The sequence below is a fragment of the Oceanobacillus halotolerans genome (assembly GCF_010993955.1).
Classification (GTDB): domain Bacteria; phylum Bacillota; class Bacilli; order Bacillales; family Amphibacillaceae; genus Oceanibacillus_A; species Oceanibacillus_A halotolerans.
The window spans coordinates 79,458-93,511 of record NZ_WIXL01000008.1; the positions used below are offsets into that span (position 1 = coordinate 79,458).

Below are 14,054 nucleotides of genomic sequence, written 5' to 3' on the forward strand. Positions count from 1 at the left end.
TACTAGTAAGGCTAGTTAATATAGAGGTGAAGAAACATGGCTAAAAAGCGACAAAAAAAGAAAAGTAAATTAAAAAAACAAGTAAAATTTGAATTAATAGGGCTGCTATTTATATTTTTAGCTATTCTTGGAAGTGGTGCCAGTATCATTAGTGAAGGTATGATTCCAAGTGGTCTTGAATACATATTTCGATTTTTTCTTGGAATTTGGTATTTTGTTGCATCCATTCTATTGCTTGCTACTGGTGTCGTATTAGTTGTTAAAAGACGTTATCCAGATTTTTTTAATCGTAAACTGATTGGCTTATTTATCATGTTATTGGGTTTATTATTATTTACTCATATAAATACATTTGAAAGGGTATTAATGACACCCGAGGACACATCTATTTTAAAAGCCACTTGGGATATGTATTTTGCGTTTATAAATGGGGAGGGTAGTGCAGCACAAACAGGTGGCGGAATGATTGGAGCATTACTATTTACATTCTGTTACTATCTATTTTCGGTGCCTGGTGCTAAAATCGTGGCAACATTTTCGCTTTTAATTGGTTTTATTTTCTTAACAGATATTTCTGTCGGTGATTTAACAACCAAACTTGCAAAGAAACTAAAGGAAAAGATGAGTATATTAAGTGCAAAGGTAAAAAGCCTTCAAGAAAGAGTTAGAGAAAATAGAGAAAGTGATGAAGATGTAGAAACTGAAATTCAAATGCCTGAAATAAATCAGCAATCAGAACAAAGTGAACCATTAATTGAAGACTTTACAGACGTGACTTACTCAGTAGATCAAATGGAAGAGCCTAAATTGGATAGTGAAACGACAGAAGGTAATGATGAAGGTAAGGAAGATACAAATAAAGAGGAAGTAGATTTAACAGCTATTACACCAATGACTGAAGAAGAGAATGATGCATATGAGCTTCCTTCTATTGAACTATTAGCCGAGCCCAAGAAAAATGCACAGCAAAATGAGAAATCTGTCATTCAAGCTACTGTCCGAAAGTTAGAACGGACATTTAATAGTTTTGGTGTGAAAGCAAGAGTAACAAAGGTTCATGTGGGACCAGCCGTTACAAAATATGAAGTATATCCAGAGGCGGGTGTGAAGGTTAGTAAGATAGTTGGATTACATGATGACCTTGCATTAGCTTTAGCTGCTAAAGATATTCGCATCGAGGCACCAATTCCTGGTAAATCTGCAGTAGGTATTGAAGTGCCAAACCAAGAAGTAGCCCAAGTTTCCTTAAGAGAGGTACTAGATACGACGATTACGAATCAAACATCAAAACTATTATTTGCTTTAGGTCGTGATATTTCAGGAGATGCAATCGTTTCTGAGTTGAATAAAATGCCACACTTATTAATTGCAGGAGCAACAGGAAGTGGGAAAAGTGTATGTGTGAATGGTATTATTACTACTATTTTAATGCGTGCAAAGCCACACGAAGTGAAAATGATGATGATCGATCCAAAAAAAGTAGAATTAAATGTATATAATGGCATCCCACATTTGTTGGCTCCTGTTGTGACAGATCCCAAAAAAGCTTCACGGGCATTGAAAAAAGTGGTTGCAGAGATGGAAAGAAGATATGATTTATTCTCTGAAACTGGTACACGTAATATAGAAGGTTATAATGAGTACATTCGAAAATACAATCAAACTACTGAAGAAAAGCAACCAAATCTACCATACATCGTTGTATTGGTAGATGAATTGGCTGATCTAATGATGGTTGCTTCAAATGATGTGGAAGATGCTATCACACGATTAGCACAAATGGCTCGTGCAGCAGGTATTCACTTAATCATCGCTACACAACGCCCTTCTGTAGATGTTATAACAGGGGTGATTAAGGCGAATATACCATCACGGATTGCATTTAGTGTATCTTCGCAAACAGATTCTAGAACCATTTTAGATTCAGGCGGAGCCGAAAAACTTTTAGGTCGTGGGGATATGTTATTTATGCCTGTTGGTGCATCAAAACCGACACGTGTACAAGGAGCGTTTTTATCAGATGAGGAAGTAGAACGAATTGTAGATCACTGTGTGGAACAACAAAAAGCATCTTATCAAGAAGAAATGATCCCAGAAGAAACGAGTGAAGTAACCAGTGAGGTAGATGATGATTTATATGATGAAGCGGTACAGCTTGTTACAGAAATGCAAAGTGCTAGTGTTTCCATGTTACAAAGAAGATTCCGTATTGGCTATACACGAGCAGCACGTTTAATTGATGCGATGGAAGATAGAGGGATTGTTGGGCCTTATGAAGGTAGTAAGCCAAGAACAGTTCTTATTTCACAGACAGCTGAAGAAAAAACATCATAAAATTATTTGGTATCGGGCTGTACTCTTCTAGTACCGCTCGATAATCTACTAAAATTCGACATATTATTCTAAAAATAACATATATCGCTAAAATTCTTGCCACAGATACAAACCTTTTAGAAATTTGTCGTTTATCTATTTATTTATCTTACAAAACGTGATATAGTAAGAACGTAAAATTAGTCGAACGTCAGAGGTCAGTCGTCTAAATTGAATAACAATAAAGGTTGATGATGGGAGGCAATCATGTCTATTAAAACAGATACTCGCCATTTATATTTACAAGTCATTGATGAAATTAAACGAGATATTGAAAACGATTTATATAAGGAAAATGAAAAGTTGCCTTCCGAGTTTCAATTATCCAAGAAGCTAGGGGTATCGCGAGCTACTTTAAGAGAAGCATTACGAATATTAGAGGAAGAGAATATTGTAACAAGAAGACACGGTGTTGGTACATTCGTTAATCCTAAGCCAATCTTCTCTTCTGGAATAGAAGAATTAACTAGCGTAACGTATATGATCGAACAATCCGGGAAAAAACCTGGATCACAATACTTATCAACTGAAATATTACGACCAACTGAGGACGATTTAAAGAAATTTAACCCATTAAAAATGGACAAGGTTGCGAAAATTGAACGAATACGTACAGCAAATGATGAACCAGTTGTATTTTGCATAGACAAAGTACCAGATGGAATAATACCATTGGAGCTCGTTCATAAAGAAGATTCTTTATTTAAATTAATGGAGGTGCATGCAAGAAAGTATATCACCTATGCGGTAACCTATATTGAACCAATAGGATATCATGATCGAATTTATGACATCCTAAACTGTAGTCCAGATCAACCATTACTACTTTTAAAACAGATGCATTATACAGCAGATGATGAGCCTGTATTATATTCTGCAAATTATTTTCGCTCTGATGTGTTTAGTTTCTATGTTTTAAGAAAGAGATTGTAAAGGCTTACATTATAGCCTTTCAGGAGGTGATTGCTTAAAAGATAATTTTATCACATTTATATTTTTTTTGTACAATATGTTATAAAACGAAACCAATTAGGGGGTATTTTAAGTGAAAAATCGTAAATATTTATTACTCTTTACTGTATTACTTAGTCTTGGATTAGTATTAGCAGCTTGTGGTGGCGGTTCTGAAGATGATTCAGATAACGCTGGTAGCGATGATGCAGGTTCAGATGGAGAAACTCCTGAATACACTTCTGCAATTGTAACAGATGAAGGTGGCGTAGATGATAAATCCTTTAACCAATCAGCATGGGAAGGCCTTCAAGCATGGGGAGAAGAACATGGATATTCAAAAGGTGAGGGATTTGACTATGCACAGTCAAATAACGAATCAGATTATCTACCTAACTTGACTCGTCTTGTACGTAATGATTATGACCTAGTGTTTGGGATTGGATTTTTACTAGAGGATGCAGTCGCTGAAATTGCAGAGCAAAATCCAGATAATGATTTTGCAATTGTGGATACAGTAGTGGAAGCTCCAAACGTAGCAAGCATTACGTTTGCCGAACATGAAGGTTCATTCCTTGTTGGTGTAGCGGCAGCATTAAAAACACAAACTGATAAACTAGGTTTTGTCGGTGGTGTTGACTCTGATTTAATTAATAAATTTGAAGTTGGCTTTGTCGCAGGTGCGAAGTCTGTAAACCCTGATATCGAAGTAGATATTCAATATGTAGGTGATTTCAGCTCAGCCGATGACGGAAAACTAATCGCAACACGTATGTATAATGATGGAGCAGACATCATTTATCACGCAGCAGGAGCGGCTGGTAACGGTGTGTTTGCACAAGCAAAAGACATTAAGCAAAATGATCCAGAACGTGAAGTTTGGGTTATTGGTGTAGACCGTGACCAACATGAAGAAGGACAAATTGGGGATCATAATGTAACGTTAACATCTATGGTTAAACGTGTAGATATCTCTGTACAAGAAGTAAGTAACATGGGGCTTAATGGAGAGTTCCCTGGTGGAGAAATCCTTGAATTTGGATTAGAAGATAATGGAGTTAGTGCGGCTAGAACAAATGAAGAAGCTTTAACTGACGAGATTATTGAAGAAATTGAAAATTGGAAAGCACAAATCATTGATGGTGAAGTTGAAGTTCCACAAACACATGATGAACTAGAAACATTTGAGTCATCATTATAACAGGTGAATGGAAAGGGCTGGAATTGCCAGCCCTTTTCTTCCTTATCATGTAAAGATCTTCAAATGAAGAGATTCTAGCCCTTTTCATTTGGCGATTTTTACAAGCAGTAAAAATTCTCCAATAAAATTTAATAAAAAGATCAGCCTTTCTCTTAATGGCTAATTTTTCAAAACTAAAGGCTCTTTTCGCATTTTTTGTTGTTTTTTAACGTCGCATCTTCTATATTATGCGCAATAACTAGAATATGCACATAGCTTCGCTACGGAAATCAACGGCTTTAATTTACTGCGTATAATACATCAACTATGCATTAAGATTTATACTGAAAAAGCAATAATCTTTTAGAAAAAAGCCAAACTAAAAAAGGTAGACGACGTATATTTCTACCATTAAAGGAGTGAGACGATAGTGGAGGATTACGTTATTGAAATGTTAAATATCCGTAAAGAATTCCCCGGGATCGTTGCGAATGATGATATAACGATTCAATTAAAAAAAGGTGAAATTCATGCGCTATTAGGTGAGAATGGTGCTGGAAAATCCACACTTATGAATGTACTTTTTGGATTATACCAACCTGAAAAAGGTGAAATTCGTGTGAAGGGAGAAAAAGTTAATATCACTGATCCAAATGTTGCCAATGACTTAGGGATTGGTATGGTGCACCAACATTTTATGTTAGTTGAGCCTTTTTCTGTAACACAAAATATTATATTAGGTAGTGAACCAACTAAAAATGGGCGAATTAATTTAAAAAAAGCAGAAAAAGAAATACAAGAACTATCAGATCGGTATGGACTAAAAGTTGATCCTACCGCAAAAATTAGAGATATTTCTGTAGGGATGCAGCAACGCGTGGAAATTTTGAAAACCCTTTATCGTGGAGCAGATGTGTTAATATTTGATGAACCTACTGCAGTGTTAACACCACAGGAAATTACTGAATTAATTGAAATCATGCATTCATTAATCGCAGAAGGAAAATCAATTATTCTCATCACACATAAACTAAAAGAAATTATGCAAGTTTGTGATCGTTGTACGGTTATTCGTAAAGGAAAAGGGATTGGAACAGTCAATGTTGCAGGAACAACAACGAATGAACTCGCTTCTTTAATGGTTGGGCGAGAAGTGAGCTTTAAAACAGAAAAAACACCAGCAAAGCCTAAAGAACCTGTGCTAAAAATAGAAAACTTAGTTGTGAAGGATACTAGGAAGGTAGACATGGTGAAGAACTTAAACCTTGATGTACGTGCTGGTGAAATTGTCGGAATTGCTGGTATCGATGGCAATGGACAAACCGAATTAATAGAGGCGATTACGGGCCTTGTGAAATCAGAGTCAGGATCCATTAAGTTAAACGATAAAGAAATTAAAAATCTCTCACCACGAAAAGTAACGGAAAGTGGCTTAGCACATATTCCACAAGATAGGCATAAATACGGACTTGTGTTAGACATGCCTATTGGAGAAAATATCGTATTACAAACCTATTACCAGAAACCATACTCGAAAAATACTATTTTAAATTATAAAGAAATTTATAAAAAAGCAAATGAATTAATTGAAGAGTATGATGTTCGTACACCATCTCCATATACACCTGCTAGAGCCCTATCAGGTGGTAACCAACAAAAAGCAATTATTAGTCGTGAAGTAGACCGTTCACCTGACTTATTGATAGCGGCACAACCAACACGAGGATTGGATGTTGGAGCAATTGAATTTATTCATAAAAAATTAATTGAAGAGCGTGATAAAGGAAGAGCTGTCTTATTAATTTCTTTTGAGTTGGACGAGATCTTAGATGTTAGTGATCGAATTGCTGTTATCTTTGATGGTCAAATTGTATCTGAAGTGAAACCAGAAGATACGAATGAACAAGAATTAGGATTATTAATGGCTGGTAGTAAGAAAGAAAAGGCAGGTGGCGAGTAGTGACTTCAAATAAAACATTTAATATTTTAGTTCCCATTATTTCTGTCTTAATTGGACTCATAGCTGGGGCCCTTATTATGTTAGTCTTTGGATATAATCCAATTTCTGGGTATGCTGCCTTGTGGCAAGGAGCGTTTGGTGATTTATATTTCTTTGGAGAAACAATCCGCCAAACAACACCATATATTTTGACAGGTTTAGCTGTAGCATTTGCCTTTCGTGCTGGACTGTTTAATATTGGTGCAGAAGGGCAAGTATTTGTTGGCTGGGTTGCAGCAGTATGGGTAGGTATAGCTTTTGATGCACCGATGATTATTCACTTGCCTCTTGCCCTCATTGTAGCAGGTTTAGCAGGTGCAGTGTGGGGCTTCATTCCCGGAATTTTAAAAGCAAGATTAGGGGTACATGAAGTAATTGTAACCATTATGTTGAATTATGTTGCGTTATATGGAGCAAATGCACTCATTAGGGGTGTATTGTCTGATAACGAAGATAAAACAGAAAAAATTGCTGGATCAGCCTCATTGGCATCTGATTGGTTGCAATCATTAACGTATTTTTCACGTATGCACTATGGTATATTAATTGCCTTGTTCGCAGCCATTATCATGTGGTTTATACTGGAGAGAACAACAATCGGTTATGAACTGCGATCTGTTGGTTTCAACCAACATGCTTCTAAATATGCAGGAATGAATGTAAAACGAAATATTGTTTTAGCGATGGTTATTTCAGCTGTATTCGCTGGATTAGCTGGAGCGATGGAAGGTTTAGGAACATATGGTAATATGTCTGTAAACTCTGGGTTTACTAATTTAGGGTTTGATGGAATTGCGGTTGCACTATTAGGAGCTAATACGGCATTAGGTGTCGTGCTTGCAGCGCTTCTATTTGGTGCTTTAAAAGTTGGTGGTTTAAATATGCCAACTGAAACAGGTGTCCCAACTGAGTTAGTTGATATTATTATCGCACTAATTATATTTTTTGTTGCTTCCAGTTATATAATTCGATGGGTAATACTTCGCTTCAAAAAGGGGGAGAAATAAATGGGATTCATTGATCTCTTACAATCGATTATTCCACCAGCACTATTCTTTTCGGCACCTCTTATATTTACAGCCTTAGGCGGGGTATTAAGTGAGCGTTCTGGAGTTGTAAACATTGGACTAGAAGGTTTAATGGTAATGGGTGCCTTTGTCGGAATTGTGTTTAATTTAACGTTTGAGAGTGCTTTAGGTGCATGGACACCGTGGGTATCCATTATTGTCGCAATGCTAGTGTCTGCTATTTTTTCAGTCATTCATGCGATTGCCTCTGTTTCCTTTAGAGCAGATCAAGTGGTAAGTGGTGTGGCAATTAACTTCTTAGCGTTAGGGTTAGGTGTGTTTTTAACAAAGCAATGGTACAACAAAGGTCAGACAGACATGGTAGAACAACCATTTTATACAACTGATATTCCATTATTAGCTGATATACCAATTATTGGCCCAATCTTTTTTCAAGGTATATATACGACATCCTATGTAGCGATTATTTTGGCGTTTGTTGTATGGTATGTGTTATATAAAACGCCATTTGGTTTACGTTTACGTTCAGTAGGAGAACACCCGATGGCTGCAGATACAAATGGTATTAATGTGTATAAAATGCGTTATATTGCAGTTATTCTTTCAGGTGCCTTAGGTGGTTTAGGTGGTTCCGTATTTGCACTTACAATTGCCTTAAACTTCTCTCACGCTACCATCGTTGGTCAAGGGTTTATGGCTTTAGCAGCAGTTATTTTTGGTAAATGGCATCCATTAGGTGCATTAGGTGCTGCCTTATTCTTTGGCTTTGCACAAAGTTTAAGTGTTATCAGTGCTGGTATTCCTTTATTACAAGATGTACCACAGGTATTCTTGTTAATCGCACCATACGTATTAACAATACTAGCTCTAGCTGGCTTTATCGGTAGAGCAGAAGCACCAAAAGCAAATGGGGTACCTTATATTAAAGGTAGCCGCTAATGTGAAACTTAAATCAGCGACGTTTTTTCGACTCGAAGGATGGCCGAGTTTATGTTGATCTGTCCATTATAAATGAATTAAAAAACTGACTTGTTACATGTGTAAACAAGTCAGTTTTTTATTGTCAAAAATTGGTCTATACTGTATGGTGATTACAATAAAAGGAATAGAACAAACTATAATGGACAAATACGTATTGGAGGAATTCTGGTGGAATCAGTAAATGAAAAAATAATCAATGAAGGTAATTTCCGTCTACATATTGTACCAACATCAAAGTATAAAACAATTAATATTGTCGTGAAGTTAAAAGCTCCTTTATCTAGAGACACGATAACCAAGCGTGCTTTATTACCTTATGTATTGCAACAAGGAACTAAAAACTTTCCTAGTCGAACTGATTTACAGAACAAACTTGATGATTTATATGGTGCGGTACTAGCCATAAATGGTTCGAAAAAAGGAGAAAACCATATCATATCAGTTCGACTCGAAATTGCTAATCCAAAATTTATTCCCAATGCATCTAATCTAAAGGAAGAGGCATTACAGATTCTACAAGAAATCATTTTTAATCCAAAAACAAATGGAGGTTCCTTCGAGGAGACAATTGTCGAACGCGAAAAAGAAACACTACGGCATAAAATAGATTCGATTATCGATGAAAAAATGAGTTATGCCAATATGCGACTTATTGATGAGATGTGTAAGGATGAGGCCTATCAATTACATGTTAATGGGTATAAAGAAGATTTAGACGAAATAAATGCAACGTCGTTATATACCTATTATCAGCAGATATTACAGGAAGATCAGATGGATGTTTATGTATTAGGGGATATCGATCAAAAAGAGATAGAACAAAAGCTTCCTACATTACTTAGTAAAAGCAGAAAGGGAGAATCTGCTGAGGAAACGAAAACATCGTCTTATCAGAAAAAAGGGGAACCTAAAGAAGTGATCGAACATCAAGATGTACAACAGGCTAAATTGCATATTGGATATCGTACTAATACAATATTTTCCGATAATGATTATTTCGCATTACAAGTATTTAATGGCTTGTTTGGAGGATTTCCAAGCTCTAAATTATTTATTAATGTAAGAGAAAAAAACAGTCTTGCTTATTATGCATCTTCTCGCTTAGAAAGTCACAAAGGCTTATTACTTGTATTTAGCGGAATAGCTCCAACAGACTACGAAAAAGCAAAAGATATTATTATAGAGCAAATGAATGCCATGAAAAATGGTGATTTTACGGAAAATGAATTAGAAGAAATAAAAGGTTTAATTGAAAATCAATTACTGGAAACAATGGATCATCCTCAAGGATTTATTGAATTATTGTACCAGCAAGTAATAGGTGGAAAGCAAATTACACCAGAAACCTTAATGAATCAAGTGAAGCAAGTGACCAAAGAAGATGTTATAAAAGTTGCAAATAAAATGGAAGAGGATACAATTTATTTGCTAACCAACAAGGGAGGCAGTAATAATGAATAAATTGGAGTATGACGTTATTAATGAGACAATATATACAGAACAGCTTGATAATGGATTAACGGTGATCTTGTTACCGAAAAATGATATGGCAAAAACGTATGGTGTTTTTTCAACAGATTATGGCTCAATTGATCAAACGTTTGTACCAATTGAGCAATCTGACTATATTACGGTCCCAGAGGGGATTGCTCACTTTTTGGAACATAAACTATTTGAAAAAGAAGATCGAGATGTATTTGCAGACTTTGGAAAACAAGGTGCATCCCCAAATGCGTATACATCATTCACAAAAACAGCCTACCTGTTCTCTGCAACCACTAATATTGAAAAAAATGTAGAGACACTAATTGATTTTGTACAAGATCCTTATTTTTCAGAGGAATCTGTTGAAAAAGAGAAGGGGATTATTGCACAAGAAATTCAAATGTATAATGATCAACCAGATTGGCAATCGTTTATGGGTACGATTAAGGGAATGTTCCAAAACCATCCTGTCAATATTGATATAGCAGGTACAGTGGACTCAATTAAAACCATTTCAAAAGATGATTTATATACATGTTATAACACATTTTATCATCCAGAAAATATGGTATTATTTATAGCTGGAAACTTTGATCCATCATCCATGATGGAAATGGTTAAAACAAATCAGTCCAACAAAACCTTTAAGAAAATGGAAGAATTACAACGTGACTACCCAGAAGAACCAAAAGAAGTTACGGAAAAAGAAACGACCATTCAGATGCCAGTCTCGGTTCCTAAATGCACAGTAGGTATTAAAGAATCGAATCAACCGTTAGGTAAAGCTAAATTTTTAAAAAGAGATTTATGTCAAAGTATGGTATTAGACTTTTATTTTGCAAAAGGTGGTCCATTTTATCAGGAACTATATGAAGATAAATTAATTGATGATAGTTTTTCATTTGAAACGAACCTAGAAAAAAATTTCGGGTATTCTTTAATCAGTAGTAATACAGCACAACCTAACGTTTTCGCATCTAAAGTAAAATCGTTATTACTTTCCACAAATGAACAAACCTTTACAGAAGAAGAAGTTAACCGTATGAAGAATAAGCAAATTGGTCACTTATTAAGAGCCATGAATTCCTTAGAATTTATAGCGAATAAATATATTCACTATTCAACACTCGATATTGATTTATTCGACATCATTCCGACGATTCAGTCATTGACAGTAGAAGATATGAATCAATTTATTCAAAGTTGGATTGAGGAAGATCGAATAGCAATATGTAAAATTGTCGCAGAATAAGGAGCCGAAATGATACAGAAGAACATATTAATTATTGGTGCAAGTGGGGATATCGGGAGTGCCATAGCGGAACAATTGGCCTGTGACGGTTATCAGTTGCTGTTACATTATCACACGAATGAAAGCAGGATCCGAACGTTACAAAATCATCTCCCTGAAGAACAAATTATTTCTGTTATACAAGCTGACTTAACCAAGAATGCTGATTTAAAAAAATTGATGACAGGTATTGTGTATCCTATTGACGGTATTATTTTTGCCAGTGGGGTGACACATTTTGGATTATTGCAAGATACGAGTGAGGAAACGATGGATGCCATGTTAACGGTCCATGTGAAAGCACCATGGTTTATCACGCAACAGTTATTACCAAATATGATCCGTAAACGAGCTGGCACTATTTTACTAATTACATCCATTTGGGGAGATATTGGTGCAAGTAATGAAGTGATTTATTCTTCTGTTAAAGGTGCACAAAATAGCTTCGTGAAAGCATTAGCTAAAGAAGTTGCAGGAAGTGGGATTTCCGTTAATGCGATTAGTCCAGGGTTTATTGACACAAAGATGAATGACCATTTTACAGATCAAGAAAGAAAAGCAATCGTTCGGGATATACCAATGAATCGAGCAGGAAAACCCGAAGAAGTTGCACAAACTGTCTCTTTTTTAATGGATCATAAATCAAATTATATACAAGGTGAAGTCATCCATGTGAAAGGTGCATGGTAATTAGAGAAACTCGCATTTGCTCGTCCTTACCGAATGTGTTAGTTTTTCTTATACTTTCCCAACGTGAAACAAAAGCTAGAAGTGCCTAGATAGCGAATTAAATGGTGTCTTTGAATAAAGCTCTTTTCGCATACTTTATTGCTTTCTTAAATTCACATCTTTTATATAATGCGTCGTAAGGTTACGAATTGATTTCCGATCCGGACAGTCGCTTTCACCATGGGCACAAGTGCGACATCTGTTTAAACTTTTCTTTTTCACAGCGTCTTCTTTGGCGCAGGCACGGCCTCAGCCACCTCTGTCGAAAAGCGTAAGCGCCTTGGTCACCCCTGATTAGAAAACTTGGCTTGTCGCCGAGTGGCGACAAGCCTTAGTTGCACTTATGCAGTAAGAAAGTTTTTCTTATCTGCCAAGCTTAAGACGAGCCTCAGCGTGGTGCTTTTTGCGCGTAATGAGGATTGACTTAAGATCTTGAGGGGATAGGCGCCGACACTAGAACGTCCTCGCAAAAAAGACACTTTTGCTTCGTGCGATGTTTCGCTGTCGAAGCTTTCCTTGTCCTGTCCGTCAAAACGAGCCTAAGAGACCCCGCAGTGTCGGTTTCACAACGGAGGCTCGTGGGGAGTCCTAAGGTGCGCGAAGTGTTTTTCCGAAGCGGTAAATTTAGCTAACCTACTGCGCATAATACATTAATTATTCATTAAGTTTTATACAAGAAAAAGCAGCAATCTTTGATAAAACAACCTTAAATAAGGCAATAATACGGCTGGTTTTTAAGCTTTCCTACCTGCTACAAAAGTTATAACATATTAATGTATAAAGCCTCCAAAAGCACAAATACTATACGTGACAAAACTTGAAGGAGGCAGATCTATATGTCAGTACTTGATAATTTTGATACGTGGAAAGACTTCTTGTCAAACCGCCTACAGCAAGCTCAAACACAAGGAATGGACCAACAAACCATTTCCAATTTAGCATATGAGGTTGGTGACTACCTCTCTAAAAGTGTAGACGCTAAAAATAGTGAGGAAGCTGTACTAAGAGAACTTTGGAACGCTGCTTCTGAAGAAGAACAACATGCTATCGCAAACAGTATGGTAAAATTAGTACAAAATGAAGGAAATACCAACTAAATAAAAAGCTATAAAATAAAGAAGCTTACACAGCTTCTTTATTTTATTAAGAAAATACACAATCTCCTTTTCACTGAACTAAAAATCATTTATGATATAGATAGACTAACCATAGTTAAGATTATGTAAAAGGGGCTTATTATGGAAAAAACAGAATGGTACCTCGAGTACGAAATCCAATACAATCGTCCTGGTTTATTAGGCGATATATCCTCTTTATTAGGAATGTTATCCATTAATATTATTACCATTAATGGAGTAGAAGATGATAGACGGGGTATGTTGTTATTATCAAAAGAAGATGAACAAATTACACGATTACAATCTATTTTACAAACAATGGATACAATTTCTATAAAAAAATTACGAAAACCTAAATTACGGGATCGTTTAGCAGTTAGACACGGTCGCTTTATTCATCGCGATGCTGAAGATCGAAAAACAATTCGTTTTGTTCGTGATGAATTAGGTGTTTTGGTTGACTTCATGGCAGAACTTTATAAAAAAGAAGGGCATAAATTAATTGGAATTCGCGGTATGCCTCGAGTTGGAAAAACGGAATCAGTCGTTGCGGCTAGTGTTTGTGCGAATAAACGTTGGCTTTTTGTGTCTAGTACATTACTAAAGCAAACAGTTCGTAATCAGTTAATAGAAGGGGAATACAGCAATAATAATATCTATATTGTTGATGGTGTTCTATCCAAACGGCGTGCTAATGAAAAGCATTGGCAATTAATACGCGAAATCATGCAACTACCTGCTGTCAAGGTAGTTGAGCATCCAGACATATTTGTTCAATCAACAGAATATGAAATGGATGATTTTGATTATATTATCGAATTAAGAAATAACGAAGAAGAAGAAATTACATATGAAGACATGAAGCAGCCACAATTTGAACAAGAAAATGGTTTTTCTATGTTTGATTTTTAAAATGGAT

The 14,054-nt window shown here is 35.9% G+C and carries 11 protein-coding genes; all 11 read left to right on the forward strand.

The window, feature by feature from the left end; genetic code table 11:
* Positions 1-36: 36 nt before the first annotated feature.
* The 11 genes from GHC26_RS10770 (at position 37) to GHC26_RS10820 (ending at position 14,047) form a co-directional block, all read left to right on the forward strand.
* On the forward strand, positions 37-2,334 hold the full coding sequence (locus GHC26_RS10770; RefSeq protein WP_163971276.1) for a DNA translocase FtsK: 2,298 nt from the start codon (positions 37-39) through the stop codon (positions 2,332-2,334).
* Between the two features lie 246 nt (positions 2,335-2,580).
* Entirely contained in the window at positions 2,581-3,306 is a 726-nt protein-coding gene (locus tag GHC26_RS10775) for a GntR family transcriptional regulator (protein WP_163971277.1), read from the forward strand.
* A gap of 112 nt (positions 3,307-3,418) precedes the next feature.
* A complete protein-coding gene (locus tag GHC26_RS10780; RefSeq protein ID WP_163971278.1) occupies positions 3,419-4,525 on the forward strand; it encodes a BMP family lipoprotein in 1,107 nt (368 codons plus the stop codon).
* Between the two features lie 430 nt (positions 4,526-4,955).
* Complete coding sequence (locus GHC26_RS10785; RefSeq protein WP_163971315.1) at positions 4,956-6,464, forward strand: ABC transporter ATP-binding protein; 1,509 nt, start codon at positions 4,956-4,958, stop codon at positions 6,462-6,464.
* A complete protein-coding gene (locus tag GHC26_RS10790) occupies positions 6,464-7,510 on the forward strand; it encodes an ABC transporter permease (RefSeq protein WP_163971279.1) in 1,047 nt (348 codons plus the stop codon). The genes GHC26_RS10785 and GHC26_RS10790 overlap by 1 nt, the downstream gene beginning before the upstream one ends.
* Positions 7,511-8,470, forward strand: a complete 960-nt coding sequence (locus GHC26_RS10795; RefSeq protein WP_163971280.1) for an ABC transporter permease — start codon at positions 7,511-7,513, stop codon at positions 8,468-8,470. It begins immediately after the preceding gene.
* Between the two features lie 210 nt (positions 8,471-8,680).
* Complete coding sequence (yfmF, locus tag GHC26_RS10800) at positions 8,681-9,973, forward strand: EF-P 5-aminopentanol modification-associated protein YfmF (RefSeq protein WP_163971281.1); 1,293 nt, start codon at positions 8,681-8,683, stop codon at positions 9,971-9,973.
* A complete protein-coding gene (yfmH, locus tag GHC26_RS10805; protein ID WP_163971282.1) occupies positions 9,966-11,249 on the forward strand; it encodes an EF-P 5-aminopentanol modification-associated protein YfmH in 1,284 nt (427 codons plus the stop codon). Before yfmF ends, yfmH begins: the two co-directional genes overlap by 8 nt.
* Positions 11,250-11,258: 9 nt before the next feature.
* Positions 11,259-11,978, forward strand: a complete 720-nt coding sequence (gene ymfI, locus GHC26_RS10810; RefSeq protein WP_205599216.1) for an elongation factor P 5-aminopentanone reductase — start codon at positions 11,259-11,261, stop codon at positions 11,976-11,978.
* Between the two features lie 875 nt (positions 11,979-12,853).
* On the forward strand, positions 12,854-13,114 hold the full coding sequence (locus GHC26_RS10815) for a DUF3243 domain-containing protein (protein ID WP_163971283.1): 261 nt from the start codon (positions 12,854-12,856) through the stop codon (positions 13,112-13,114).
* A gap of 141 nt (positions 13,115-13,255) precedes the next feature.
* Positions 13,256-14,047 (forward strand): YmfK family protein, encoded by a 792-nt coding sequence (locus GHC26_RS10820; protein ID WP_163971284.1) that lies wholly within the window; start codon positions 13,256-13,258, stop codon positions 14,045-14,047.
* Positions 14,048-14,054: the final 7 nt, after the last annotated feature.

Coding starts and splice junctions, on each gene's coding strand:
- GHC26_RS10795 (WP_163971280.1), top strand. CDS start 7,511: ATGGGATTCATTGATCTCTTACAATCGATTATTCCACCAGCACTATTC.
- GHC26_RS10820 (WP_163971284.1), top strand. CDS start 13,256: ATGGAAAAAACAGAATGGTACCTCGAGTACGAAATCCAATACAATCGT.
- GHC26_RS10770 (WP_163971276.1), top strand. CDS start 37: ATGGCTAAAAAGCGACAAAAAAAGAAAAGTAAATTAAAAAAACAAGTA.
- GHC26_RS10785 (WP_163971315.1), top strand. CDS start 4,956: ATGTTAAATATCCGTAAAGAATTCCCCGGGATCGTTGCGAATGATGAT.
- yfmH (WP_163971282.1), top strand. CDS start 9,966: ATGAATAAATTGGAGTATGACGTTATTAATGAGACAATATATACAGAA.
- GHC26_RS10815 (WP_163971283.1), top strand. CDS start 12,854: ATGTCAGTACTTGATAATTTTGATACGTGGAAAGACTTCTTGTCAAAC.
- ymfI (WP_205599216.1), top strand. CDS start 11,259: ATGATACAGAAGAACATATTAATTATTGGTGCAAGTGGGGATATCGGG.
- GHC26_RS10775 (WP_163971277.1), top strand. CDS start 2,581: ATGTCTATTAAAACAGATACTCGCCATTTATATTTACAAGTCATTGAT.